Origin of the sequence: Alteribacter keqinensis, assembly GCF_003710255.1 — a bacterium.
GTDB lineage: Bacteria > Bacillota > Bacilli > Bacillales > Salisediminibacteriaceae > Alteribacter > Alteribacter keqinensis.
The window spans coordinates 268,205-293,405 of record NZ_RHIB01000001.1 but is presented as its reverse complement, the minus strand read 5'-3'; the positions used below and the strand labels follow the sequence as shown (position 1 = coordinate 293,405).

Here is a 25,201-nt window from a genome sequence, read left to right as displayed (position 1 = left end):
CGAACATTCCGGCTGCATCCTCTTTTACATTCTTATTTGAGTGCTTTTAAACATGAAGCAGCTTTTAGGTCCCTATATGCGGGTATCCTCCTTTTACAAAGTAAAAGGAGGAATTTTTATGGGTATAACGAAACCCCAAGAAACGAAAAAAGCACTCCAACGCACCTTTCCTGAGTATTCTCTTAACAGTATTGCCAAAGAGAACAAGTTCATTGTAAGGAAGAGGAACCTGTAGGGATTATCTTTTCTACCGCTCTGTGTAAGCACCCAAGTTTCTGTGGGGAACGATAAGCTTCATGACTTATGTAGAAAGTTATCGAAAGAAGTTAGGTGTTCGTAAATCATCTTATGGTCTAAATGAGCGGTTTAATAAACAAGCAGTAAGCTTCCTTCGGCAGACCTTTTTACTCCTCGTTCGTAGCGGCAAGTCAGAATCATCCCTTATGTGTCAAGTCTTTTTGTCACGTATTCGCATCCTGGACTCCTCCTCTTTCTCTGTCCCATGCCATTACTCTTCCTATCGCGGATCCACAAAAATCGGGTGTGAAAATACAAATGGAATACGACTTTCTTACTGGAGAAGTTCTTTTTATCCACGTGCAGAAAGGCAGAGAGTGTGATGTAGCCTTTGCACAAAATACCGTTGAAAGTATTAAGTACAACGAACTTGCAATTCGAGATTTAGGCTATCATTCTTTAGATGTTTTTAGATTATCACAGCTGTCTTCACGGGTGAAGTAAACGTTTTCTTTCATAAAAAAAGACTGTATGAAGATAACCTTCAACTCAGCCTCTGTTATTCTCTAGACTAACCGGGTCCGGACAAAGCTTTCGCTCGTCGTAATATACAGCCCGCTTTTTAACCGGTACATGTCGGTACTGCTTCCTGGAACACTAACTCGTTCTATCACCGTAAAAGCTTCTCCGCGGCGGACCGTTCCCGCTACAGCACTGGCGTCCCAGGAAGGCCGGCTTCTGACATTGAGTGTATCTGCATCTACAATAACGAGAAGCCCTGACGGCCGTGCATTCTGGATTGCCTGATACGTCTGCGGTCCCGCTATTCCATCAACTGTTATTCCTGCACTGCGCTGAATGGCACGGACAGCATTTTCAGTGGCGTTGCCAAAAATACCATCGCCACCAAACGAGCCAAGATCGTACCCAAGATTAAGCAGTTTTTCCTGCAAACTGCGAACCAGCGCTCCACGGTCACCATTTCTTAACACCTGTCCGGTCCATTCACCCGTTCCCGTTGAACCTCCACTGCTTCTTCTGCGGACATTCGAAAACAAGGCAGCAATCGCTTCAGCATGGGCTGCTGCTGCTTCTTGAATGAAGGCTGAAGAACGAAGGAAGTTAGCATCCTGTGCATTCGTAACGAAGCCTCCTTCTGTTAAAATGGCAGCCATGTTTGTGTAGCGGAGTACATAAAAGCCTGCCGATTTTGTACCACGATCAAGTGTGCGTCCCCGCCACGCCTGATTGTACATGACACGGTGCATTTCCTGGTGAATCTGACGGGTCCGGTTCGGTGCATTCGTAAAACGGAAAGTCTCAAAACCGCGTGCTGCTGCAACTGCGGCGTTATAATGAATCGAAACAAATAAATCGGCATTCCAGCTGTTTGCAGCCTGAGCCCGGGCTGCAAGACTTACAAAAACATCGGTTGTGCGACTCAGACGCACTTCAACATTTTGAAACTGGGATTGAAGAATATCTCTCAGCCTTAAAGCTGTACTCAGACATAAGTCTTTTTCCCGTAAAGCGTTCCCTACTGCCCCAGGGTCACTTCCGCCATGACCTGGATCTATGAAAATCCTGACTGGTCTTCCTAAACTAATCGGCAAAACCATTACACCTCGCCTCCTTCAACATAGATGTCATCATCAGAGATAACACCAGCTTCACGAAATTCTGAGCACGCAGCATTATCACATTCAGGTTCTCCATGTTCACCCCTTTTAAAGGTTTCAATATTCAGTCTCTCTATCGTTCTTCCACAGTAAACACATTCAGTATGTTCCCGCAAAATGTCATTCTCCTTTTGGACTAAAATAGAGCAGACAGTATTTCATAAATGATATATGAGCACACAGGATTATTAATAAATAGGTTGTCTACTCCTTACTACAGTAAATGCTGCGTGTGAAATTACGCATAACCAAAGACCTATAATAAAGGAAAAATGTACGAATGCCGATGATTGAATGGTCTGTCCGCCTCGATTAAACTAAAAATAACCGGAGGTGATACAATGTGGCATTTAAAACAATTTGAAGAACTTACCACTCCAGAACTTTATCGCATTTTAAAAGAGAGAGTCGATATCTTTGTCGTTGAACAGAAGTGCCCATATCCTGAAATTGATAATAAAGACTTAACAGCCTGCCACCTTTTCAAACAAGAAAACGGCCGGATAATTGCCTATGCCAGAATACTCCCTCCAGAAGACAGGAATGCTCCATATACAATCGGCCGTGTCATTGTAAACAAGGAATTCCGAAGAGAAGGATACGGGAATGACCTCATGGAGCGTGCCATTCGCTTTATCCTCCAAAAGAATCCTGAGACCGAAATAACCCTTTCCGCCCAGACTTATATTAAACACTTCTACCAGTCGCATGGGTTTAAAGAAGTTTCAGATGAATATTTGGAAGACGGTATCCCTCACGTTACAATGATCTTAAAAATTGATACCCTGTAAAAAAACAAACCACCAGAACTGTTCTGGTGGTTTGTGAGACTTACTTATAAAGAGAATGAATATGGTTGATCAGCTGAGGCAGCCAACTTGTAAGGGGTTTAAAAGTATACCCCGAAGCTTCAGCCAGTGACACATCCTGATACGTTGATGCGGGAAAATTAAAGGGGGACTGGTTCTGAGGTGACTCCGGCGCTGCAATCTTCGCTTCCCGGCCGGTTTCCTGTTCAATCATGGCGATCAACTTCCCCAGCGATACCTGATCCGGTGATGAGGCATTAACAGGTCCGTGCAACTCACTCTTCCCTGTCCAGAACAGAAAGTCAGCAAGGTCTCCCGCTTCTACAAAAGAAAGCTTGGTGTGCACGTTTGAAATAAGGACCGGCACTTCCTTCAGCACTTTTTCCAAATGAAAATGCAGCCGCTCCGTGTAATCATCCTCTCCTAAAACGATCGGAGGGCGAACGGCTGTTACAGGGAAGCTTGCCTCCTGGAAAAACACGGATTCCGCCAGCCGTTTTCCTTCTCCGTAGCTGAAATCCGCTCTCCCACCCATGGTAATTTCGTATGTATATGGATCGAAGTCCTTTTCAATTTTTAATTCTTTTTCATCAAAGCCATACACGGACAAAGTCGATGTCATAACATAGTGCCTGGTTTTTTCCTTAAACACATCACACGCAATTTTTGCATCATCCGGTGAAAAGCAAATCTGATCATAAATCAGGTCCCATTTCGTTCGATTAAAGACAATCTCCATCGACTCTCGTTCACTGCGGTCCACTTTGACTCTGGTTACCTGATCGCCAAATGAATCCTCCTGCTGTCCGCGGGTTGCTATGGTAACGTCATCGCCATTTGCCGCAAGTTTCTCCACAAGTCTTTTCCCAAAAAATCGTGTGCCGCCTAAAACAAGTATTTTTCTCGACATCGCCATTTCCTCCTTTTTCTTCCCCTAATGCTGTTTCTATACTCACACGGCCTTTTCCTTCTAATGCCCGTAATCTTAGCTTTTGAGGACAATTCCCAACACTCCTTGTAAAAATGTTCAAGGTAAAGTTTGACAACCGCTGGCAATCCCGATAAACTACAAGTGTACTAACAAATGTAATACACACATCACACAGAATGAAACAATCAAGGTGGTGAATTAATGTATTTTAATATTGATCCTAAAAAGAACGTCCCTTTATACGAACAAATCATCCATCAGGTTAAAGAGATGTGTGCGAAGGGCCTTTTGAAGCCGGAAGAAAAGCTTCCCTCTGTAAGAGAACTGAGCTCTCAGATTGTGATCAACCCGAATACCGTAAGTAAAGCTTACAAAGAGCTGGAAAGACAAGGGGTGATTATGACCATTCGCGGCAGGGGAACGTTCATTTCAGAGGATTTTCATTTCACCCACGACCCACGGAAGTCAGAAGCAATCAAACAGGCATTAAAACAAGCCGTTATCGACAGCCACTACGTTGGCATAGAAAAAGAACAAGTTGAATCGTGGATTGAAGAGTTTTATCAGGAAATTGGGGGAGAAAACCGTGAGAGTTGAAAATCTTTCTAAACGAATTCATCAGAATGAGATACTTAAAGACATTACATTCAATATTGAACCAGGCAGTATTGTCGGCATTGTAGGGCGTAATGGAGCAGGTAAGACCACCCTTTTACGGACGATGACAGGCATTCTCGATCCAACCCGGGGTGATGTGAAAATCGGCGACAAGAGTATTTTTAAAAACCCCGAAACAAAGCAGGACGTTATTTTTGTTCCTGATTCGTCCGAAGCTTTGAAGAACTATTCCACGAAGGAGCTCGTAAGGTTATATAAAGCTGTCTATCCCCGGTTTGACAATGACTATTTTAACGAATTGATGGAACGCTTTTCCCTTCCTGAAACGAAAAAGATCGGCAATTATTCAAAAGGAATGAAAGCTCTCTTCTCCCTTGTGGTCGCTTTTTCAACACGGGCCCGTTACATCATTTTGGATGAACCAACAGATGGTCTTGACGTCATCGTAAAACGGAAAGTACTTAAAATCCTTGTGGAAGAAGTTGCCCTCAGCGACGTGTCAGTTATTATCTCGTCTCACAGGCTTGATGAACTGGAATTCATGGCAAATGACATCATTATGATTAAAGATGGAAAAGTAGACAGTCACTACGAGCTGGATGAAATGAAAAGCATGTACAAAAAAGTTCAGGTTGTTTTCTCCGATTACATGCCTGAAAAGATTAAAAGTAAAGTGAGTATCCTAAATCAAACCGGCCGAGTATATACCATTATCATTGAAAAGAACGGATCCGATGCTGAAGCGGTGATTTTAGATGAGAAACCTCTTCTCTATGAAGAACTGTCTATGAGCCTGGAGGATGTGTTTGTAGTTAAGTTAGGGGGCGAAGAATTTGTTTCATAAGGCACTTTGGTTACAAAATTATAAACAATCAAAAATGCTTGTCTGGATTTTCGCAATAATTTTTGCCGTCCACCTTCCATTCCAGACGATGATTACACTCGAAAACTGGCGTGAATATCCTTACATGTACAGTAATTCTACATATGAAGTTTACAGGCTTTTTATAGGCGGTACACTTCCTGTATTCATTCTTTTTGCCTCCGCGATCTTCGCAGGGCTTTTAATAGGGATTGAACGAAACACAAGACGTAATGATTTTACTTTTTCCCTGCCATTTAAAAGAAGGGACATATTTCTTGCCAAATGGATTTATGGTGTATTAATCATAGCCACTCTTCATGCAGTTACCTTTTTCACAGCCTATGCCATTGTCGCAACATCTGAGTTTGCCTCCCGGCTGGGTTCATTTACCCTGACGGAGCTGTTTCTCACACCCCTGCTTGGATATATCCTGTTCTTCTCCTTTGCCATGCTTATCGGTACGATTGCAGGAGAGATGATTACTCAGGTGGTTCTGACTTTTATATTTGCCATCTTTCCCTACGGTGCATTCGTTCTTATAGGTTACCTTGCAGACCTTCACTTCGGGTTTAACTGGAACCCGCCTTTATGGCTTGCATATGTGTCCCCATTATTGTTTGCCTTTGTGAATCCTGCTGAGGAATTGGCAAACCCGGTCCTGCTCGGGATCATCTGGATTGCCGCCACCCTGCTCGGGGGCTTCCTCCTTTATGAACGCAACAAAGTTGAGCATAACGGCGAATTCCTCATCTTTAAACAGCTCCACCCTGTCTTTCTGGTTGGAATTGTTGCGTGCTTCGCCTTGCTGGGAGGCATGATTGTCTCTGCCATTGTTCCCTGGGGCATGACTGACTTTCAGATTACTGCTTACTGGTTAGGTTTCGCGGTGTTTACCATTTTCAGCTTCCTCATCGCCAGAAGGCTTTTAAAAATGAATGTGATGGTCAAAAATAAATAGTCTTACTTTACCGGGTGAAACGAAGGTGTAAAACGCTTTCGTTTTCACCCATTTTCATGTCAAAAGCGTTGTTGCACCAAGGATAAAACACCCTCGGCATTTTTTGTCGAAAAATGATACTAAAACGCTTGCAAAACGTGTATATACAAGATAAAATAAAAAGTGTTCACAGGTTACTTGTATATACATATGTTCAACATAAAAATTGATTCAAATGTTTAACATGGCAAGTTCAGAGGTATAAAGGAGCGAGTCTTTCTTTTGCTCATAATCGCCCAGTCATAGGGAATTCTATGAGTCAGGTCCTGTTAACCACGGCTATGAAAACGATTACCTTCCCTTTTACTTCCATTTACTTTATAACGAAATTATAATTTTAAGGAGGATGCAAGATGGCTCAATACGAAAAGCAAGTGAAAGAAATACTCGAAGCCATTGGCGGCAAAGAGAATATTGAAAAAGCCACACATTGTGTGACGAGGCTTAGAATGTCGCTGAAAGATGAATCAAAAGTGGATTCAGAGAAACTGGAGAGCATTGATATTGTCAAAGGTTCTTTTTCCACGAACGGACAGTTTCAGGTCATTATCGGCCAGGGAACGGTAGATAAGGTTTACAAGGAAATGGTAGCCATGACCGGGATTGGCGAAGCAACAAAAGACGATGTTAAAGAGGCTTCAGCTTCCAAGCAAAACTGGCTCCAGCGAGGCGTTAAGATGCTTGCTGACATCTTTATTCCAATCCTGCCGGCAATCGTAACAGCCGGTCTTCTTCTCGGGATTAACAACATCCTTACCGGAGAAGGGATTTTCTTTGCTGAATCCGTTGTAGAGCGTTACCCTCAATGGGCCGGCATCGCTGAAATAATTAATATTATTGCCAGTGCTGCCTTCGTGTTCCTGCCCGCCCTGATCGGCTGGTCGGCAGTTAAACGATTTGGCGGAAGTGAGCTTCTTGGTATTGTACTTGGTTTATTCCTTGTCCACCCTGACTTACTTAACGCCTGGGAATATGCAGATGCAAGTGCTGAAGGAGACGTTCCAACCTGGAACTTATTCGGCCTCCAGGTAGAAGCTATCGGCTATCAGGGACAAGTCCTTCCTGTACTTGTATCCGCCTGGGTTCTGGCTAAGATTGATATTTACTTAAGAAAGCGTGTTCCGGACAGCATTCAAATGCTGGTTGTTGCACCTGTGGCTTTGCTTATTACCGGTTTTCTTGCATTCATTGTTATCGGTCCTGTTACATTTACAATTGCCAATGCTATTACCGGCGGATTTATATGGCTTTTCTCAAGTCTGCCTGCCATTGGAGGTCTGTTATACGGAGCAGTTTATGCTCCACTTGTTATTACCGGAATGCACCATGCGTTCCTGGCCGTAGACCTTCAGCTCGTAGGTACCGGAAATGGAACATTCTTGTGGCCGATCTTGGCTCTTTCCAACATTGCCCAAGGTTCTGCTGCACTGGCTATTATGTTCGCCACACGTAATGAAAACATGAAAGGTCTTTCCCTTACATCATCTGTTTCTGCCTACCTTGGGGTTACGGAGCCTGCGTTGTTCGGGGTTAACCTCCGTTACAAGTTTCCGTTCATCTGCGCGATTATTGGTGCGGCAACAGCGGGTATGTTTATCACCCTTAACGGTGTACTGGCCAACTCCATCGGTATCGGCGGTATCCCAGGAATACTTTCCATCATTCCTGATTTCTGGATGTCATTCTTTATCGGTATGATCATTGCAATCGTTGTTCCTTTTGCACTCACATTCCTGTACGCAAAATTCGTTACAAAAGAAGAAGTATAGAACAGAAAGAAAGCACCCAACCTTTAACAGGCTGGGTGCTTTTTTTTCTATTGGGTATAAATAATTTTTATTGTATCGGCTGCCCTGAAAATAAAGTTGGGAAGGTACTATTATCCTCCATTAACGCTCCACTGCGCTGAACGTAATACGCTCCATTGACGCGGACTCGCCTCGAGCCTAATCGTTGAGTAGACGGTCTTGAGGGACAGACAAGACCCCCGGCAGTATACAAGAGGCTTTCAGGCATAACCGAAGAAACGTAAAATCCCTGACAAAAGTCATAAATCTGTGACATATCTGAGCACGTTTAAGGGAATAGGTAGTTTTAGCATGATGCGCGGGACAGTCAGGAGGTCAGCCGATGAAGAATAATTCACTATACCGCATTTTCGTTATTGTTACGATGTTCATTAAATTTCTTGCACAGCTTTATTTCTTCAACAAACGCCACACACACTGGGACGCTGCTACCCGTGAAAAGTGGGAGGAGCTTCTAAAGAAACAAGCAGGGGAGTACCGGGATAAAGCGATTAAGCTGGAAGGCCTTATGATTAAAGCCGGACAGTTTTTAAGCTCCAGGGCCGATTTGTTTCCTGAAGTTTTCCTCAAAGAACTTGAAGACCTGATCGACCGTGTTCCTCCTGTTCCGGCGAGGATTTCAAGACAGATCCTGGAAAAAGAATGGGGACGTGATATAGGTGACTGGCTTGTGGAAATTAGTGATCAACCCGTTGCTTCCGCTTCAATCGGAGAAGTTTATAAAGGGCGGTTACATAACGGTGAAGAAGTAGCCATCAAGATCCAGCGCCATAATATTGAAAAGATTTTCAGAACAGACTTTAAAGCCCTTCGGATTGTATTATGGATCGCAAAGCGATTTACTAAATTCGGTAAGCAGGCAGACCTGAAATCCCTTCACAAAGAGCTGGTGAGGGTGATGAGTGATGAACTCAATTTCTCTAAGGAACTGAAAAACGGTGTTTATTTCAAGAAACGGTTCCATGACAGCAACGAGCTGTATATCCCCCATTACTTTGAGGATTTCTCAACCCGCCGTGTTCTCGTAATGGAATGGATAGAAGCTGAAAAAATGAACAATACGTCTTTTCTAAAAAAACATAACATTAATCAAAAACAACTGGCTGAGAAGGTTTTTAAGTTCTTTATGGATCAGCTCCTTGAAGATGGGATGTTTCATGCCGACCCTCATCCGGGAAACATTTTAGTAAAGAGCGATGGAACTTTGGTAGTACTTGACTTCGGAATGGTCGGGGTTATAAAAAAACAGGATGCTCTTATGTTAAGAAAAGTGGTCCAGGGACTTGTCCTTGAAGATTATGCCCTTGTAGTGAAGCAGTTGGGCGAGCTTGGCTTTCTCCTCCCCCATGCAAACAAGCACAAGCTTCAGGCGATCCTGCGACAATCTGTTGAAACGTATCTGGAAAACGGTGTCGGAACTGTGGACCAGGAGCTGATTGGAGAGATTTTTGAAGACATTCAGGAACTCGTCCAGGAGCAGCCGATCCAGCTTCCTACGGAATTTGCCTTTCTCGGGCGGGCAGCATCCATCGCTTTAGGCTTACTGACGATTGTTGATCCTGAAATTGATTTTATAAAACTCGGGAAACCTGTAGTACAGGATTGGATTAACGATACCGAGGAAGAAGAAGGAAGCCTCCAGTTCCAGGTTCTTAAAGATTCGGCGAAACCTTTACTGGCTGTGCCCCGTAACTTAAATGAATGGCTGCAGGGCCCAAAATATGCAAGACGGGCCGAAACCAGGAGGGAATGGCGTGGATACGATCACCACCGCTACCTTCTGTTTATCGGTATTTCGAGCCTTACCTTTCTGATAAGCCTTATCTTTTTGTTTCTCAGCATCATTATGGATGTTCAAAATCTGTTTGGTGTAACTGCTGCACTTTCCGCGACAGGACTTGGTTCGACGATCATGTTTTTGTATCTTCATAATCGCTGGGTTTCAGGATTCAGAGAGAATAATGATTGAAATTTTATAAGGAGTGATAATCGTGAGTGATCTATTGAAAAAAGGATTTTTAATCGGACTTGGTGCCGCTATTACGAGTAAGGAAAAAGCTGAGAAATACTTTCAGGAGCTGATTGTCAAAGGGAAAGTAACTCCCGATGAAGCAAATGAAATGATGAAGGAATTCGAGAAGAAAGGAACTCAGACTGAAGAAACTTGGAACCGTCGTTCAAAGGAGAAGGCTCAAAAATTCTTCAGTGATCTGGATATTGCATCAAAGGCTGAAGTTACGGCTCTGGAACAGCGAATCGCTGAGCTTGATGCAAGAGTGGCTTCACTTGAAAACAGCGGTGAAAACGAGCCCGGCGTGGAGAATGACCCTGTCCCTTACGAAGACCCGGACAGAAACGAATAACTATTAATCAAATTTAAAGAGACTGTTCACTTCGGGTGTTCCCCTTAGCGGACGGTCTCTTTTTTTGTAACTTTACAATATATTACAGATATGAGCTGGTATAAGAATACTCACCTGACTCAACCTATACGTAATACAGTTAAAGGGAGAGTTTTGATGAATATTTCTGAATTAACCTCCGGAGACACGGTATATGTGATTTACCGGAATCCGCACACACAGAATGTCGCTCAGATACAGGAGGCTTCGATAATTGAAGATCCTCATAATCCTGGGAGAATGAGTTTATATCTTTTTGAAGAACATTTTCCATTAACAGATGAATATGCCATGTACACAAGTTATCAGGAAGCAGAAGAAATGTATAATCAGTATTTTGATATTCCTCAGGATGAGGATCTATATTAGCTGTTAGCTGTGATGCAGCTGAAGTAAAGAGATATTGTGAACTTAACTTTTTTAGAAAGGTGTGAAAACCTGTGATTAAACCGTTCATGCCTCAGCTCGTATATATTGAACCGGGAGCATTAGAATACCACCTGGGTGCTGAGTTAAAAAAGAAATTCGAGGATTTGGGTGTAGAGATTCGCAAAACCACTTCCCATAACCAGGTACGCAACATACCGGGCGAAAACCATCTACAAAAGTACCGGAATGCAAAGTCTACTCTTGTGGTCGGAGTCAGAAAAACACTGAAGTTTGATACCTCAAAGCCATCTGCAGAGTATGCCATTCCCCTTGCTACCGGCTGTATGGGCCATTGTCAGTACTGCTACCTGCAGACAACCATGGGAGATAAACCTTATATCCGCACATACGTCAACCTTGAAGAAATCTTTGATCAGGCCGAGCAGTACATGAGTGAACGGGCTCCCCAGGACACAAGGTTTGAAGCGGCATGCACGTCTGACATAGTAGGAATTGATCACCTTACCCATTCACTGAAAAAAGCCATTGAATACTTTGGTAATTCTGAGAACGGTAAACTCCGGTTTGTGACTAAGTACCACCACGTTGATCATTTACTGGATGCCGATCACAAAGGGAAAACAAGATTCCGTTTCAGTATCAATGCCGATTATGTAATCAAGAATTTTGAGCAGGGCACTTCACCTCTTGATTACCGTATCCAGGCTGCAGGTAAAGTAGCAAATGCAGGGTATCCGCTCGGTTTTATCGTAGCTCCTCTTTATATTCACGAAGGGTGGAAGCAGGGTTACGAAGAGATGTTTAAGAAACTGGATGCAGAGCTTTCGGACAGGGCTCGTGATGATCTTACCTTTGAGCTGATTCAGCACCGGTTCACCAAACCTGCAAAACGTGTGATTCAGAAAAACTATCCAATGACCAAGCTGGAACTTGACGAGGAAAAGCGAAAATACAAATGGGGAAAATACGGAATCGGAAAATACATTTATCAAAAAGATGAGCAGGAAGACTTAAAAGAAACACTCAACAGCTTCATTGACAAATACTTTCCAAATGCCAAGCTGGAATATTTCACATGAAACACATTCAAGCTAAAACCTTTAATAAACCGCCATTTCCCATATGTCTTTCGATTCACCCGTTCTATCTTTTTCATTTACCAGACTGGCGAGCTTCTTCTCTACTTCAAGGTAAGGCTCCACCATTTCTTTTAACAGCTCATTATGGTGACTTGGAGATCGTTTTGTCTCCCAGGAGGCAAGAATGTGTTTTTGCTTAGGGGTAAGAGGACTTCTGCTTCCTTCGATTTTTGCCCAGTCCATCGTTCCATTCATCGGATGTCCCATTTCCACAAGCCAGCCTGCTGCAATTGACCACCTGATCGAATCGATACACTGGCTGGCGTAGTACCACTCCCCTCTGTGAGTCCGCCGGTAAGCTTCATGTACATAAGCGAGAGTCTTTCCCCGCCACTTATGAAAATCGTCTTTGGTAAACAGAATCGTTAATGCAGCCGATTCCCTTTGTATGCTGCCTATTTCTCCACAAGGGTCGTGTATGATTTTTATTCCTTTCAGCCACGGAGAAGGATGCAGATCCTTAAGTTTATAAATAAAAAGGTCTACTTTAAAAAACCACTTATAATGAGCAATGGTATAAGGCACGTTACTGCCCGGATCCTCAAAAAACAATACAGTCCCCCACCCTCTTGTCCGCTCATTTTTATTATGGATAAAAGACTGGAACGAATGGTCTTTGACAACTACCCTGACATCCAGGTCTGAATAAAGGTCCATATTATTTGCTGCTGCTGAACCGCCATAATACAGTCCAATCACGTTATCGTCACAGATCAGATCTTCCTCCATACGGCTTTTCACTTTCTCCCGTTGAACCGGTATCCTTTGATCACGTTCGCTGTTCACATTAAACGCCTCCAGTTTACATTTGTTGTCTTCTTCGAGATCAATCAATTAAAACCCTCTGAAAACTCACCTTCTTCGTTACGATTATCATTCCGGGATTATAAAGAGCCTTGAGTGCTGTTTTTAATCCATCAATACAAAAATGCCCCGGAAGCATTGCACTCCCGGGGGCCTCTTCCACTTCAGAACTGCCGGCCAAAGATATTTAAATAACCGAAAAGATAGGAAGCAAACACAGTTGCAAAGAAAACAAATACAAAGGCAGAGAAAAACATCCAGTCCCTCTTTCTAATACTCATTTTATGGTAGTGAGTCCGTTCTGTAGAGCCGGTAAAACCTTTTGATTCCATGGCTACAGCAACACGTTCTGCCTTGCGGATGGTATTTGCAAGGAGAGGAATGGCATAGCGGCGAAACTGCCGAATGCGGCCCTTTACACCTTTTGCTCTTCCTGCACCCCTGATTTTGTGTGCCTGGCGAAGAACCTCAAACTCATGCTTAAACGTAGGGAGGAAACGGTATCCCGCCAGTATTCCATAAGTGAGTTTAGGCGGCAGTTTAGCCTGTTGCATCAGGCTCAGCATGAACTTTGTGGAATCAGTAGTAAGCACAAACATAAGGGAGAGGGCAACCAGACATAATGAACGTAGTCCCAGACTTACCGCTACTATCATGCTCCCTTCCGTTACTTCAAACCACCAGAATGAAAACAAAACATTTCCGTCGCTGAAAGTATCACTTGAGTAAAGCATCGTCATCCATGAAAAACTGAGAGCAACGAATACAAATGGTACGAAAATCAGCAGCCACCGTTTCACTGACAAGTCACTAAGTAAAAAGGTTATCAGAATTGTAAATATCAGATAAACCAGCGGCGTGAACGGATCAAATACAAAGGCAAGGAGAAGTCCCGGAATAAAGATCGTCAAAGCTTTCATCGTAGGATTTATCGTACTAAGCATGACCAGCCACCTCTTCTTTGACTTCTTTCCTGTCCTTGATGCGGATCCTGTATGGAAGACGAAGCTTTGCCTCTCTTATGAGCTGCCGGTTGTTCCAAAGTTCAGCTGGTGATCCATCAAAGTCGATCTTTCCTTCATTTAATACATAAACACGATCACAGTAACGATCCACCAGATCCATGTCATGTGTCACAAACACGATAGCCATCCCCTGGTCCCGTAGATCGGTCACCATTTTCATGAGCTCTTTCGTCGTTTTAGCATCCTGCCCAAAGGTGGGCTCATCAAATAATAAAACACCGGGGGTTTCATCAAGCATGGTGGCAACACTCAGCCGTCTTTTCTGCCCGCCGCTTAAGGAAAATGGATTCGCCCATTTCTTTTTTTCAAGATGGAACTTCCGCATAAGTTCCTCTGTCTGGTCCAAAATGACCCCTTCATCCTTTTCGTTCAGTTTCATTCCAAACGAAATCTCATCATACACAGTATCTGCAATGAACTGATGTTCCGGGTTCTGAAAAACAAAGCCAAGCTCTCGGCGCAAATCACGTTGTCCCCACTTCTCATAATCTCTGTCTATAAAGCGCCGTTCACCTTTTTGCGGTGTCAGGATCCCAGCCATAATTTGAAGCAACGTTGATTTTCCTGCTCCATTTTCACCGACAATCCCGATAAATTCCCCTTTGTTCACCTCAAGGTTTACTCCTGATAGGATTGGAAACTTCTTTTTCCTGTGATAATACAAATCGTTAAGGGCGATAATACTTCCATTGAATTTTTGTTTAACGCCGGCTTTAATCTCACCCGATTCTCCCTGAACTCCCGGATTGTCCATCAAAAGCAACCCCAGTTCTTCTTCTGTAAGAGGCTCTTTCTGAAATGCCTCAACACCCATATTCACCGCGGTTTTGACGACTTTTGGAAGGTGGATGCCTTCTTGTTCCAGCTCTGTACAGCGTTCGTAAAAAGCTTCCCGTGGCGGACTGTCTATGAACACCTCGCCCCTGCTGTTCATCGCGAGAACCCTGTCGGTCTGAGCAATCCAGTCATCGAGCTGGTGTTCAATAATCAATACAGACATTCCCCATTCCCGCTTAAGCTTCTCAATGAGTCCGATAAACTCATATCTGGAAGCCGGATCCAGATTAGCCGTCGGTTCATCAAGGATTAGAAGAGACGGATTAAGCAGAAGAACAGAAGCAAGTGCGACCTTCTGTTTTTGCCCACCGGATAACTCATGGATATTTCTCTTGCGCTCTGAAGTCATCCCAACTGCCTGCAGGACAAGTTCCATCCGGTCGTCCATCTCTTCAGTTGGAATCGATAGGTTCTCCATAGTAAAGGCGAGTTCATTTTCAACGGTAATCATGCAAAACTGGCTTTCAGGATCCTGAAACACAACCCCTATACTCTTATTGAGTTCACCCGGCATGAAATTTTTTATCGACTTTCCTTTAAAGCAAATGTCTCCTTCAGCCCATCCTTCCACAGCCTCGGGATACAATCCATTTAAACAGAGAGCGAGGGTACTTTTTCCTGCCCCGCTGGGCCCCATTAAAAGGATGGTTTCTTTTTCTTTTATGGAAAACGTCAGGTTTTTAAAAAGAGGATCATCCTTGTTCTCCTCGTAGTCAAAGGAATAGTTATCCACTTCTACAAGCGTGCGGTTACGATGCTTTTTTTTCACGCTTTGCCTGCCACTCCTTTCCGAGGGCATAGCTTCGTAATACGCCGGTGTTTGCCAGCTGATCACTGATCCACTTACCAAGAAGCCCCGCAAGCAGTGCACCACTTATGCAGCGGACAATGAACATGGCAAGGACCATCGAAGTGGATAAGGCAGCAAACCCGGAAATAAACCAGCCCCATACAAAACTGAAAATGGCTGCTGAAACCCCGGCCAGAACGAGAACGCTGAGGTTATAATTCTTCCACCGGGTGGCGGCAAAGACGACTTCTGCTCCCAGTCCCTGAATGAGACCTGAAACAATCAGCCTGGGTCCGGCGGGACTTCCGATCAGCACCTGAATTGTAGCTGCAATGGTTTCCGAGATCAATGCAGCACCCGGCTTTCTGATCACATAGGCGGTAATGATTGAAACGATAAACCAGATCCCGAAAATCACTTCGTAGCCAAACGGCCCAAGACCAAACGGGGCAAGAACGTTTCGAAGACCTTGACCGAAGAAATAAAACATCAGGTAGATGACGCCAAACACGACGCCTAATATGGACATTAAAACAATTTCTCGTAGTTTCCATGCATGTGACATTAGCTGCACCGTCCTTTTAGTTGTCTTTCGTTGATGGGCTGTTAGCAGAAACTGCAGCTGTCATTGTTACGTGGCTGCGATCGTCCGTTTTTGATGCATTTACGAAGGCTTCTTCCAAACTTTGAAACACGTCGTGTACATCTCCATCCAGGCGGCTCGCATAATGAACACCTTTCGTAAATGTTCCGTGGTCGGCTGCGACACCAACCTGGTCGGCGATCACCTGCATATAGTCAGGGTTGTTGAGGGGATAGAGAGCAAACTGTGTCGCTACTTCTACTTTTTCAACCCTGCTTGCTTCTTCATTTAATCGTTCATCACTTTCCGACATGTACGTATCTCCCTCGGAATCCCCCGGGCAGCCGATCGAAAAGGTACCATTGAACACAACATGAACACCTGTTTTTGCAGCATGGGTAAAGATTGCTTTTGTAACATCAAAAACATGTTCACTTCTTCCTCTTACACATGTACTGACATCATCTGTTTTCATCCACACTTTACTCGTATCAACTTCTTTAAGGGCTCCTATAATAATATCTACGAAGTTGTCAGCCATCGGATAGATGGAAAAACGACATCCTACGATTCTGCTTGTACCACAGCTTAAACCTTTCATTTTGTATCCTCCATTATGATCGTATTCAACATGTCCGGCCGCAAAAACATAAAAAACTGCATTTCTCAAAGTGAGAAATGCAGTGTTAGTCAGAAAGATAAAGCGCAATTACGCTAAAGACGTCTACTGCACTTCCCCACGCTAGTATTACCTAGTTCGGGTTCAAAGGGTTAACAGGATTTTCACCTGAATCTCAGCTATTCGAGCTGTCCGTGTAAGAACAGTTCTTTATGCACCCCTAGTGCGATCGCGGAATATGTTGTTAGTTGTATTCTAACCACAAAATCCCTTTCTTGTAAACCACCAAATGATTATCCTTTCCAGTCTTCCTTTAAAATGGCGTAAAGGGCATGATCAATAAAACGTCCGTTCACGACTTCCACCTGCCGCTGAGTTCCTTCATACATAAACCCAAGCCTTTCAGGAACAGCACGGCTTTTTTTATTTTCGACACCTGCACGGATCTCCAGGCGGTTCAGGCCGATTTCATTAAAGGCATATTGAACAAAAGCCCGTGATGCTTCGGTCATGATACCTTTCCCCTGAAATCCCTCTCCCAGCCAGTAACCCATGCTCGTTTTTTTATTGCGGTAATCAATCTCATGAAAACCGATAACTCCTGCAACTTCCTCTTTATAAATAATGGCACAGGACAAGCTTCCCTGGTTTCCGAAAGCTTTTAAAGTAGAGCGGATAAACGCTTTCGTATCTTCCGCTCCTTTAATATCAGGCGCCCATGGCATCCATTCGCTGAGATATTCTCTTCCTGATTCTGTTAAAGCAAAAAGAGCGTCACCGTGTTTTTCCTGTAGGATTTCAAGCTTTGTAACTTCATTTATTGTATAGTAAAACATGCTTTTTCCCCTCTGATTCTTTAATTGCACATAGCCCTGTCTTCTGTAACCGAGCGCCTGCAGTAGTGCCTCACTTCCACTTCTTCGAGATTCCACTTCTCTTCTGTTCTGTTAAAATGAAGCAGATAATCAGTACCGGCAACAGCATCATCCTTCAGTCCCCAAAGCAGGACCAATACCTTTCCGATGCCTGACTCGTAATTTATCTGTGTACGAAAAGCCAGTTCCTCCTCTGTATCCATGTGAACATCCAGCTCACGTTCACGTATCCAGTCAAGAGCAAGTGCCGAAATGGATAAACCGCCGTCACCTTCATGATCATCTCCTTCGTGAGCAAAGGTTTGCCAATCCGTTATTCCAGGCTCAAACCCCAATTCTTCTTCTATGTCGGTTTTGCCATCTGAAAACCAGAACTGAGTATAGAAATCTTCCTCATTTGACAGTTGAAATTGACTGACACCGGATTCTGTTTCTTTCAGTCCATTCTGCTGCTCAGCAAGCTGGCTCTCAAGCACGTCAATTCTTTCCTGATACTCCTGTTTTGAAAGATCGTGTTCTTTTTGGTCTTTATCAAGCTCTGATAACAGAGCTTTTATTTCCTCTTCAAGTTCTCCTATCCGTTCTTCATATGCCGTTTGCTCCGCATCCGAATTCATCACGGGTTCCTCCTGTGAACACCCTGCAAAAACCATGAAGAAAGCACATGACAGAATAATCATCCATCTCTTCAAGACGGATTCCCTCCTCTAAAGAATTGTGCACCTGATAACACGATGACGTTTCCGTTTATTATCTAACATCCACTCCATCAAGCATAAAATCGGCTATTCTTTCGACATGAAGCTGGGTTGAATCAAAAATAGGGAGATCTACAATTTCCTGATTGATCAGCATATGAAGTTCCGTGCATCCAAGAATAATACCCTGTACATCTTCTTCATAAAGCCGTTCTACTACTTCAAGCATACGCTTTCTTGACGTATCACGGACTTTCCCGACACAAAGCTCTTCAAAGATAATATGATGAATGAGTTCACGTTCATTTTTTTCAGGCGTTATCACCTGTAACCCGTGTTGTTCCAACCGGTCGGTCATAAAAGATTCTTCCATCGTATAGCGGGTTCCCAGAAGGGCAACTTTATCAGTGCCGCGAAGTTTTACACTCTCTGCCAGTGCATCTCCGATATTGATAAGGGGAATGGAAACAGCATCCTCAATCCCGGAGGCAAGTTTGTGCATAGTAGTAGACGAGATTACAATACCCTCTGCACCGCTTTTTTCCAAATTTCTTGCAATGCCAACAAGCTTTTCGGTTGCTTCTCCCCAGCTTGATTCCTCCTGCATTTTAGCCACAGGTGCGAAATCAACGCTGTAAATAATGCATTCAGCAGAATGGAGACCACCCATCCGTTTTTTTATATTTTCATTTAACAACCTGTAATAAATATGCGTTGATTCCCAGCTCATACCGCCAATTACACCTATCGTCTTCATCGACTGTCCTCCCTTGAATTAACCAGCACCTGTCAGCTGCCATAATATTTTTCGTGACTCAAATCTCCCTCCAGAAGGACGTTCATCTGTCTGTTCCGGTCTATTTCAACCAGGTTTAAACATCCCGGGTGTATAAAAGGGGGATCCCATAATTGATGGAGCATCCTGTTTTTAAACCGTTTCAGTAAAAGCTTTACGATTACTGTGTGAGTAACAAGCAGCACATGCCCATTTTGATGGTTCCTGTAAATGTCACTGATGAAATCATTCACTCTGCTCTCAACCTGACAAAAGGTTTCTCCTCCTGCAGGCTTGTAGGCTTCAGGGTTGTTCCAAAACGCCTCAAGTCTTTCTTTTGAGTAGGCTGAAGCAATCTCCTCTCTTGTTTTTCCTTCCCATTCACCAAGGTGAATTTCTCTTAGTCTTTCATCAAGTACGATCGGGGTATTTTGTCCACTGTTAATTAATTCAGCTGTTCGAATCGTTCTTCCGCTCGTACTTGTATAGATTGTAGAAAGAGGGATATCCCTGAAATAATGGCCCAGACTTTTTGCGATGTTTTCTCCTTCTTTTGTGAGTGGCGAGTCATGCCAGCCCTGAAGGCGTCCTTCACGGTTCCACATTGTCTCACCATGTCTTGTAAAATAAAGTGATAACATAGTTGCCTCCCTGCTTTACGTCAGTTATCCCATCCAAATCGATAATCAATGGAATCAGCTACAGGTACATACCCTATCTTTGTATAAATTGAATTTGAGACGGGGTTGTCCAGGTCGGTGTAAAGACAGCAAAACGAATATCCCTCATTAAGAAGATGTTCGCTAAGTGCAGCCACACAGCTTGTAGCATAGCCCTCACGCTTATATTCATCCGGGGTATAGACTAGACTTACAGATACTCCGTTTTTTGTTTCACGGGCTTTCTTTGCCATGGAAACAGGTACATCATTTTCATTTTTCCATAAATAGATTGTTCTTTGTTCAATTGATTTGCCGGCAAAGTCTTCTGCTTCCGACTTACTGATTGGTGTTAGGGCTTCTTTATGAAAGAGTTGAACCCACTCCGTAATAAGGGAAAGGTCTTCTTTTTTTGCCACGGTTAAAGTACCGTTCTTCCTTATGACGTCCCTTACCTTTTCAAGCTTATAAATCCGCTGACGCATAAAAGGCTTTCCTTTTTTCTTTGTCTGCTTCTCCCATTCATCAATGAAAGCAAATGTTAATTCTTTTTCACCTGTGACACCCGGCATATCAATCCCTTGGTTTACCAGCCAGGACACGGCATCAGGAACACCTTCTTCCTTTCCTGCAATGATCAGGTTAAATGGAGGTGTTTGAAGCATACAGAACCTTCCATTTGTACTTACGGCCATAAACGGGGCTTTACGGTTCTCATATTTTTTGTTTACATCTTCGTCTTTTATAAGCCTTCTAAGCAGTCCGAGCGGAAGATTATGGGCTGCTTCCCGTTCTTCAAGAAAGGCTTCAGTATAATGTAAAAATTCACGAGGGGAATCAAACTTCCTTAACGCCACCTCTATCACCTCACCTTCTTCGCGCTTCTTCTTTCTCTCAGGTTGTGAAGAGAGGTTGACCCAAAAGGCAGGTATTTACCTTTGGATCAACCTCGAAGCAATGAGCCTAGCTATTGCCAATCTACTTTTAAGATACTCTCATCATAAATTATTTACTTATTTCCATTTTGGAGACCTTTTTCATTTTCACAAATGGATAGGAGCTTTGGTTGGTCTTCTGCAAATAAGCCGCTGTTTTCCTGAAACCTGTACGTTCATAAACAGAGATTGCTCTTTGATTGAACGCAGCTACGTTAATTACCAGAACATCCACATGGCCGTTTTCAAACGCCTTGTCCATTGTTGTTTCAACAAACGCAGTACCGAATCCTTTTCCCGTAAGATCCGGTCTGAGTCCCAGGCTTACTTCTACTTCATTTGTTTCATCGGACTTCTTAAAAACTGCAAAACCGGCAAGTCTGCCATCCATGTAAGCTGTACACATGTGTTTCCAGTTAAACGGATTCAAAAACTCATCCAAGTCCTCCGAATCTTCATTCATGTTATAAAAGTCGTAAGGTTTTTCGTATTCCCAGTTTGCAATTGTCAACGCGTCCTCTTTCGTCATCCACTTCCAATCAAACAAACGAGTTCACCTCACTTTATAACGCATGATTGTAATTAATCGTACCATAATTTAGGTAAATTATCGTCTATTTTCTAAAAATTCAAATCAAACTTGTGTAATTTTACTACTAATTTCTAAAATGTTGGACAAAGTAGGAAGAAGGAGGCTGCTCATTATGGATCTTACACTTCTTCTGGAATACGCATGGGTTCTGCTTGTATTAATCTGCCTCGAAGGAATCTTAGCTGCAGATAACGCTCTCGTTCTTGCCATTATGGTAAAGCACCTCCCGGAAAATGAACGAAAAAAAGCATTGTTCTATGGGCTTGCTGGGGCTTTTATTTTCAGGTTTTTATCCCTGTTTGCTATATCGTTTCTCGTAAATGTGTGGCAGGTCCAGGCTATCGGAGCCGCTTATTTATTGTTTATCGCTTGTAATCATCTATTTAAGAAATATGTATTTAAAAAATACGGAAATAAGCTTAAAAAAGCTGCACAGAAAAAGGGCTCATCGGGATTCTGGATGACCGTTTTGAAAGTGGAGCTTGCAGACATTGCCTTTGCCGTTGATTCTATTCTTGCGGCCATTGCCCTCGCATTGACCTTGTCTCCGACCCCGCTTCCGAACGTCGGGGAGCTGGACGGAGGTCAGTTTGCCGTCATATTAACAGGGGGATTGATCGGAGTGATCATTATGAGATTTGCAGCAACCTACTTTGTTCGTATCCTTCACAAACGACCCGGACTTGAAACTGCAGCGTTTCTCATCGTTGGATGGGTAGGTGTAAAGCTGGTGGTCTTTACCCTTGCACATCCTGATGTTGCCGTTATTCCACATTCGTTTCCGGAATCCACTCCTTGGAAGATAACCTTCTGGTCTGTACTGGTCATTATTGCGATCGGAGGCTGGTTCCTCACAAAAGCGGTGCCCCCCGGACCCGATAATCCTGAAACAGACCGTGCCCTCCAAACCGAAGACAACCTCCTCTAAATTGTGCGAAATTGTGCGGGGTCCGTCCCCCGACAATTTAGAGGAGGTTAAGGCTGCTTATGTTATATGTGAATTGATTGCTGAAGATTGGGGGATTGCCATCGGGATTAAGTGTTTATTCTGCCGGTACTGTATTTAATTCTGCCGAAACCGTTCTTAATTCTATCAATAATTCCATTTTTTCTACCGAAAATGCCATTAATTCTATCAAAAACACGTTGAATTCTTTCGCTATATTTTTTCACACATGAATGAGGTCATTCTTCAATTAAAGATCCACATTAACGGGCCTGGCATTTTATATTTCAGCTTTTTTTCAGCCGGTAGCAAATTTCCGTAAAATCCCCTCTCTATTAAAAACACAATAAAAAAACCCGAGCTTACCCTGCTTCCATTTCTGGAGGCAGGTGCTCAGGTTAACATGATAATCTATTGTTCTTGCAATCTCTTTATCGAGAAATAAACATTTGTGTCCAGTAGTGGCCGTACTGTCCGCCTTCAACGTGCCCTACACCAATTTCAGTGTAGTTACTGCTGAGGATGTTTTCACGGTGACCTTGAGAGTTCATCCAAGCATCGACAACTTGCTCTGGTGTCTGCTGACCTGCAGCAATGTTTTCACCAGCTGCGTTGTAATTTACTCCGTAGCTGCGCATCATGTCAAACGGGCTTCCGTGGGTCGGGCTGTTGTGATCAAAGTAGTTGTTATCTCTCATATCAGCCGACTTATCACGAGCAACTTCTGAAACGTCCTCTGCAATCTCAAGCTCAGGTAAGCCGTGCTGTGCACGCTCTTCATTCGTCAAACGAACAACTTCCTGCTCGAACTCACTAAGTTCGCTTGAAGTCTGCTCAGACGTTTGACTTGGTTGCTGAGCTGATTGAGCAGAAGGCAATGTCACTTGCTGCCCTGGGTAGATCATGTCCGGGTTATCGATGTCACTGTTTGCATCAATAATATCAGAAAGACTTACATCGTATTGTTGAGAAATTTTATACAATGTGTCTCCTGATTCAACTGTATGAGTTGAGCTCGCTTCCGCTGTGTTCCCCACAACCAAAGGAACTGCAACTGCAACAGCCAATACTGAGTAAATGAGTTTTTTTAACATGTACTCAACACCTCCACGGACATCATTATGCCATAAGAATTCCGTATTGTGTGCAAAGGGAAAGGATTTCCAGTAATTAAAACCTAGAAATCGAGCTAAAGATTGAGGTAAATGCCATTTATTATCATTCATTTCTTGAAAATGTAAACAATATTCATACTTTTGCGACGGACAAAAAACAAAGAAAAACACCCGCAAGGCGCGAGTGCTTCATTTTTTATATAAGCAAACCTTTTTTGAAGTTTTCTTTAGTCTCAACTGTATCCTCCGGCTGAATCGTCAAGCCGGTTTTCATCAGTGCCTGCTCAAGGCTGTTCGTAACGGTCATATGGTTAAAGGAAATGCCTAAACTTACAATTGTTTGCGCAAGCTCGGGGCGCAATCCACTGATAATGGCTTTAATCCCTACAATTTTTAAGGCATCGTTCAGCTGGAAAAGATTATGAGCTACGGCAGTATCAATCATGTGTACTCCTGAAAGATCAATAATCATATAAGAGAGACCGAGTTCTGTTCCTCTCTCCAGGGCCTGATCGAGCATCTTTTTGGATCTGAATGTATCAATCGTTCCAATTACAGGAAGTATAGCCACATTACCTGTCAAGGGAACAACAGGAACAGAAAGCTCTAAAAGTTCATCCTGTGCCTGCGAAAACGTTTCGTCATTATATTCTACAAACGCCTGGGTAAATGAATAAACAGCGTGATCTAAAATTGGATCCAGCCTGTCCGAAACATCAAAATAAGCATCGAATCCTAAGCCGAGCTTGTTGAACTCTTCTCTGATTGCTTCATAAAGCGCTTTTCTGATGGGGTTTAAACTTAATACAGCTGTATCTGCCGAAATTCCATGCTTGACAGCTTCTTTCCCGGCATTTTTCCCCCACATATAAACCTGATTTAATTTTTCTTCAATATCCCCGGTCAGCAATGCTTCTCCAAGCAAAACAAAAAAGCCTTTACGATGTTCAATGGTTTCTTCCGCAGAATAACTGAGACTTTGGGAGGAGCTGTACTTGCCATCATGCTCCCGGGAAAGACGGATTGAAAGTTCCTCACTTCTTTCAATAATCGCCTCACCTATCTTAACCATATGATTTTCGCTCATCATCTTTCTTTCCTCCCGCTTTATCTCTAATGTAGATATCGTAAGCCTTTACCTCAAACGAGACTTAATTAAACCTGTTTTTTAAACAAAATACATTAATTTTAATCTAAACATAAAATAGATCGACAAGATTAATTATGGCATATATTTACACGTAATACGAGAACATTTTGCCGTTAAAAAAAGGAAAAACAAAAGGTATATACATGTATGGTCAACCATTTTACCTAAAAGAGGTTTTTCATGTATCCACGATCTGTCTCCTTCATCAGTCTCACAGTCCCTGACGTAAAAAAAGCCGATCACTTCCAAGAAGAGGATGACAGTCAAAGCTATGAACTGGCATACTCCCAGAAAGCGCTTTTGAATGACTAATTGAAAAAGTCCCAAAAGCGCGTTACCTTTCGGGACTTCTTTTTTATGACAGTTGAAAACCTCTTAGCATGAAAATGACAGAATTAAGCGCGTATCAAAGCCGGTATAAACCCAGCGGTACTCACGTGGTCTCCAGCGCCACCCTGCAACTGAAGTTCTGCCGATAAATACCGGCCAGAACCAGAAACGCTGACCTGTAATCAAACGGATGTAGGTGTAGCGGAACAAACATCCATACAATGATCCGGGATCAACTGCAAATACCTGAGCTCCTCCAGCTCCTTGAACGGATGCAGCTGCCGGACCTGCCTGCATTTGTGCCGGCGGTGTCGATGGCGGCGGGCCTGGAGGAGGTCCCCCCGGGCCTCCTTGCTGTCCCTGTCCCGGCGGTCCAAACGGCGGCGGTCCTCCCTGCCCTGGTGGTGGACCGAATGGTGGTCCCCCCTGTCCTGGTGGCGGTCCGAATGGCGGTGGTCCGAATTGTTGTCCTGAAGGTCCAAACTGTTGTTGCTGCCCTGGTAACAGGAATGAATAAATCCCGCCAGGAAATTGTCTGTCGTCGTTATACACAGTGCCCTCCCCTTTCAAATAGTTCTTAATAAACTATGTCA

28 protein-coding genes and 1 riboswitch are annotated in these 25,201 nt (G+C 43.4%); of the genes, 12 read left to right on the top strand and 16 right to left on the bottom strand.

Going from position 1 to position 25,201, the window contains the following annotated elements; genetic code table 11:
* Positions 1-543: 543 nt before the first annotated feature.
* Entirely contained in the window at positions 544-741 is a 198-nt protein-coding gene (locus EBO34_RS21180) for a transposase (RefSeq protein ID WP_429699410.1), read from the top strand.
* Between the two features lie 62 nt (positions 742-803).
* Here the strand turns inward: EBO34_RS21180 and EBO34_RS01415 are convergent, their stop codons facing one another.
* A complete protein-coding gene (locus EBO34_RS01415) occupies positions 804-1,856 on the bottom strand; it encodes an N-acetylmuramoyl-L-alanine amidase (RefSeq protein ID WP_122896179.1) in 1,053 nt (350 codons plus the stop codon).
* A gap of 401 nt (positions 1,857-2,257) precedes the next feature.
* Between EBO34_RS01415 and EBO34_RS01410 the strand changes: the two genes are divergently transcribed.
* Positions 2,258-2,707, top strand: a complete 450-nt coding sequence (locus EBO34_RS01410; RefSeq protein ID WP_122896178.1) for a GNAT family N-acetyltransferase — start codon at positions 2,258-2,260, stop codon at positions 2,705-2,707.
* A 40-nt stretch (positions 2,708-2,747) separates the two neighbouring features.
* Here the strand turns inward: EBO34_RS01410 and EBO34_RS01405 are convergent, their stop codons facing one another.
* The gene (locus EBO34_RS01405) at positions 2,748-3,635 is read right to left on the bottom strand and encodes an NAD-dependent epimerase/dehydratase family protein (RefSeq protein ID WP_122896177.1); all 888 of its coding nucleotides are present in this window, start codon (positions 3,633-3,635) and stop codon (positions 2,748-2,750) included.
* A 222-nt stretch (positions 3,636-3,857) separates the two neighbouring features.
* Between EBO34_RS01405 and EBO34_RS01400 the strand changes: the two genes are divergently transcribed.
* The 8 genes from EBO34_RS01400 to splB all read left to right on the top strand — a co-directional run bounded on the left by EBO34_RS01400 (position 3,858) and on the right by splB (position 11,815).
* A complete protein-coding gene (locus tag EBO34_RS01400) occupies positions 3,858-4,253 on the top strand; it encodes a GntR family transcriptional regulator (protein WP_122896176.1) in 396 nt (131 codons plus the stop codon).
* Positions 4,243-5,118 (top strand): ABC transporter ATP-binding protein, encoded by an 876-nt coding sequence (locus EBO34_RS01395; protein ID WP_122896175.1) that lies wholly within the window; start codon positions 4,243-4,245, stop codon positions 5,116-5,118. Before EBO34_RS01400 ends, EBO34_RS01395 begins: the two co-directional genes overlap by 11 nt.
* Positions 5,108-6,097 (top strand): ABC-2 transporter permease, encoded by a 990-nt coding sequence (locus EBO34_RS01390; RefSeq protein WP_122896174.1) that lies wholly within the window; start codon positions 5,108-5,110, stop codon positions 6,095-6,097. The genes EBO34_RS01395 and EBO34_RS01390 overlap by 11 nt, the downstream gene beginning before the upstream one ends.
* Positions 6,098-6,489: 392 nt before the next feature.
* Positions 6,490-7,905: a PTS system trehalose-specific EIIBC component gene (gene treP / locus EBO34_RS01385; RefSeq protein ID WP_122896173.1), complete on the top strand. Its 1,416-nt coding sequence runs from the start codon at positions 6,490-6,492 to the stop codon at positions 7,903-7,905.
* A 361-nt stretch (positions 7,906-8,266) separates the two neighbouring features.
* Complete coding sequence (locus EBO34_RS01380) at positions 8,267-9,913, top strand: ABC1 kinase family protein (RefSeq protein WP_122896172.1); 1,647 nt, start codon at positions 8,267-8,269, stop codon at positions 9,911-9,913.
* A 22-nt stretch (positions 9,914-9,935) separates the two neighbouring features.
* The gene (locus tag EBO34_RS01375; protein ID WP_122896171.1) at positions 9,936-10,307 is read left to right on the top strand and encodes a phasin family protein; all 372 of its coding nucleotides are present in this window, start codon (positions 9,936-9,938) and stop codon (positions 10,305-10,307) included.
* Positions 10,308-10,463: 156 nt separating this feature from the next.
* Entirely contained in the window at positions 10,464-10,715 is a 252-nt protein-coding gene (locus EBO34_RS01370) for a transcriptional regulator SplA domain-containing protein (protein ID WP_122896170.1), read from the top strand.
* A 71-nt stretch (positions 10,716-10,786) separates the two neighbouring features.
* Complete coding sequence (gene splB, locus EBO34_RS01365) at positions 10,787-11,815, top strand: spore photoproduct lyase (protein ID WP_122896169.1); 1,029 nt, start codon at positions 10,787-10,789, stop codon at positions 11,813-11,815.
* 21 nt (positions 11,816-11,836) lie between these two features.
* Here splB and EBO34_RS01360 read toward each other — a convergent pair whose 3' ends face one another.
* From EBO34_RS01360 to EBO34_RS01310, 11 genes are all read right to left on the bottom strand, one after another.
* The gene (locus EBO34_RS01360) at positions 11,837-12,709 is read right to left on the bottom strand and encodes a hypothetical protein (RefSeq protein ID WP_122896168.1); all 873 of its coding nucleotides are present in this window, start codon (positions 12,707-12,709) and stop codon (positions 11,837-11,839) included.
* 134 nt (positions 12,710-12,843) lie between these two features.
* Positions 12,844-13,623: an energy-coupling factor transporter transmembrane component T family protein gene (locus EBO34_RS01355; RefSeq protein WP_122896167.1), complete on the bottom strand. Its 780-nt coding sequence runs from the start codon at positions 13,621-13,623 to the stop codon at positions 12,844-12,846.
* Positions 13,616-15,310 (bottom strand): ABC transporter ATP-binding protein, encoded by a 1,695-nt coding sequence (locus tag EBO34_RS01350; RefSeq protein ID WP_122896166.1) that lies wholly within the window; start codon positions 15,308-15,310, stop codon positions 13,616-13,618. Before EBO34_RS01350 ends, EBO34_RS01355 begins: the two co-directional genes overlap by 8 nt.
* Complete coding sequence (locus EBO34_RS01345) at positions 15,291-15,896, bottom strand: ECF transporter S component (RefSeq protein ID WP_122896165.1); 606 nt, start codon at positions 15,894-15,896, stop codon at positions 15,291-15,293. Before EBO34_RS01345 ends, EBO34_RS01350 begins: the two co-directional genes overlap by 20 nt.
* Positions 15,897-15,912: 16 nt before the next feature.
* Positions 15,913-16,515 (bottom strand): YkoF family thiamine/hydroxymethylpyrimidine-binding protein, encoded by a 603-nt coding sequence (locus tag EBO34_RS01340; protein ID WP_122896164.1) that lies wholly within the window; start codon positions 16,513-16,515, stop codon positions 15,913-15,915.
* 116 nt (positions 16,516-16,631) lie between these two features.
* Positions 16,632-16,765: riboswitch (TPP riboswitch) on the bottom strand.
* 61 nt (positions 16,766-16,826) lie between these two features.
* The gene (locus EBO34_RS01335; RefSeq protein WP_122896163.1) at positions 16,827-17,369 is read right to left on the bottom strand and encodes a GNAT family N-acetyltransferase; all 543 of its coding nucleotides are present in this window, start codon (positions 17,367-17,369) and stop codon (positions 16,827-16,829) included.
* A gap of 20 nt (positions 17,370-17,389) precedes the next feature.
* Positions 17,390-18,025 (bottom strand): hypothetical protein, encoded by a 636-nt coding sequence (locus EBO34_RS01330; RefSeq protein WP_142996759.1) that lies wholly within the window; start codon positions 18,023-18,025, stop codon positions 17,390-17,392.
* A 133-nt stretch (positions 18,026-18,158) separates the two neighbouring features.
* Positions 18,159-18,863, bottom strand: coding sequence for an aspartate/glutamate racemase family protein (locus EBO34_RS01325; protein ID WP_122896161.1), 705 nt, complete (start codon positions 18,861-18,863; stop codon positions 18,159-18,161).
* 32 nt (positions 18,864-18,895) lie between these two features.
* Positions 18,896-19,522, bottom strand: coding sequence for a histidine phosphatase family protein (locus EBO34_RS01320; protein WP_122896160.1), 627 nt, complete (start codon positions 19,520-19,522; stop codon positions 18,896-18,898).
* Between the two features lie 20 nt (positions 19,523-19,542).
* Positions 19,543-20,397, bottom strand: a complete 855-nt coding sequence (locus tag EBO34_RS01315; protein ID WP_122896159.1) for a GNAT family N-acetyltransferase — start codon at positions 20,395-20,397, stop codon at positions 19,543-19,545.
* Positions 20,398-20,545: 148 nt separating this feature from the next.
* The gene (locus tag EBO34_RS01310) at positions 20,546-21,022 is read right to left on the bottom strand and encodes a GNAT family N-acetyltransferase (RefSeq protein WP_122896158.1); all 477 of its coding nucleotides are present in this window, start codon (positions 21,020-21,022) and stop codon (positions 20,546-20,548) included.
* Between the two features lie 157 nt (positions 21,023-21,179).
* Here EBO34_RS01310 and EBO34_RS01305 point away from each other — a divergent pair, with 157 nt between their 5' ends.
* Positions 21,180-21,995, top strand: coding sequence for a TerC family protein (locus EBO34_RS01305; RefSeq protein WP_122896157.1), 816 nt, complete (start codon positions 21,180-21,182; stop codon positions 21,993-21,995).
* Positions 21,996-22,444: 449 nt separating this feature from the next.
* On the opposite strand, the gene EBO34_RS01300 is transcribed toward EBO34_RS01305, so the two are convergent.
* Entirely contained in the window at positions 22,445-23,107 is a 663-nt protein-coding gene (locus tag EBO34_RS01300; protein ID WP_122896156.1) for a CAP domain-containing protein, read from the bottom strand.
* A 217-nt stretch (positions 23,108-23,324) separates the two neighbouring features.
* Positions 23,325-24,218: an STAS domain-containing protein gene (locus EBO34_RS01295; RefSeq protein ID WP_122896155.1), complete on the bottom strand. Its 894-nt coding sequence runs from the start codon at positions 24,216-24,218 to the stop codon at positions 23,325-23,327.
* 240 nt (positions 24,219-24,458) lie between these two features.
* Here EBO34_RS01295 and EBO34_RS21015 point away from each other — a divergent pair, with 240 nt between their 5' ends.
* The gene (locus EBO34_RS21015) at positions 24,459-24,590 is read left to right on the top strand and encodes a hypothetical protein (RefSeq protein ID WP_283234573.1); all 132 of its coding nucleotides are present in this window, start codon (positions 24,459-24,461) and stop codon (positions 24,588-24,590) included.
* A 63-nt stretch (positions 24,591-24,653) separates the two neighbouring features.
* On the opposite strand, the gene EBO34_RS01290 is transcribed toward EBO34_RS21015, so the two are convergent.
* Positions 24,654-25,160, bottom strand: coding sequence for a hypothetical protein (locus EBO34_RS01290; protein WP_221175148.1), 507 nt, complete (start codon positions 25,158-25,160; stop codon positions 24,654-24,656).
* Between the last annotated feature and the right edge of the window lie 41 nt (positions 25,161-25,201).

Coding starts and splice junctions, on each gene's coding strand:
- EBO34_RS01300 (WP_122896156.1), bottom strand. CDS start 23,107: ATGTTAAAAAAACTCATTTACTCAGTATTGGCTGTTGCAGTTGCAGTT.
- treP (WP_122896173.1), top strand. CDS start 6,490: ATGGCTCAATACGAAAAGCAAGTGAAAGAAATACTCGAAGCCATTGGC.
- EBO34_RS01410 (WP_122896178.1), top strand. CDS start 2,258: ATGTGGCATTTAAAACAATTTGAAGAACTTACCACTCCAGAACTTTAT.
- EBO34_RS01370 (WP_122896170.1), top strand. CDS start 10,464: ATGAATATTTCTGAATTAACCTCCGGAGACACGGTATATGTGATTTAC.
- EBO34_RS01355 (WP_122896167.1), bottom strand. CDS start 13,623: ATGCTTAGTACGATAAATCCTACGATGAAAGCTTTGACGATCTTTATT.
- EBO34_RS01320 (WP_122896160.1), bottom strand. CDS start 19,522: ATGTTATCACTTTATTTTACAAGACATGGTGAGACAATGTGGAACCGT.
- EBO34_RS01305 (WP_122896157.1), top strand. CDS start 21,180: ATGGATCTTACACTTCTTCTGGAATACGCATGGGTTCTGCTTGTATTA.
- EBO34_RS01415 (WP_122896179.1), bottom strand. CDS start 1,856: ATGGTTTTGCCGATTAGTTTAGGAAGACCAGTCAGGATTTTCATAGAT.
- EBO34_RS01340 (WP_122896164.1), bottom strand. CDS start 16,515: ATGAAAGGTTTAAGCTGTGGTACAAGCAGAATCGTAGGATGTCGTTTT.
- EBO34_RS01335 (WP_122896163.1), bottom strand. CDS start 17,369: ATGTTTTACTATACAATAAATGAAGTTACAAAGCTTGAAATCCTACAG.
- EBO34_RS01380 (WP_122896172.1), top strand. CDS start 8,267: ATGAAGAATAATTCACTATACCGCATTTTCGTTATTGTTACGATGTTC.
- EBO34_RS01325 (WP_122896161.1), bottom strand. CDS start 18,863: ATGAAGACGATAGGTGTAATTGGCGGTATGAGCTGGGAATCAACGCAT.
- EBO34_RS01405 (WP_122896177.1), bottom strand. CDS start 3,635: ATGTCGAGAAAAATACTTGTTTTAGGCGGCACACGATTTTTTGGGAAA.
- EBO34_RS01330 (WP_142996759.1), bottom strand. CDS start 18,025: ATGAATTCGGATGCGGAGCAAACGGCATATGAAGAACGGATAGGAGAA.
- EBO34_RS01295 (WP_122896155.1), bottom strand. CDS start 24,218: ATGATGAGCGAAAATCATATGGTTAAGATAGGTGAGGCGATTATTGAA.
- EBO34_RS21015 (WP_283234573.1), top strand. CDS start 24,459: ATGTATCCACGATCTGTCTCCTTCATCAGTCTCACAGTCCCTGACGTA.
- EBO34_RS01345 (WP_122896165.1), bottom strand. CDS start 15,896: ATGTCACATGCATGGAAACTACGAGAAATTGTTTTAATGTCCATATTA.
- EBO34_RS01400 (WP_122896176.1), top strand. CDS start 3,858: ATGTATTTTAATATTGATCCTAAAAAGAACGTCCCTTTATACGAACAA.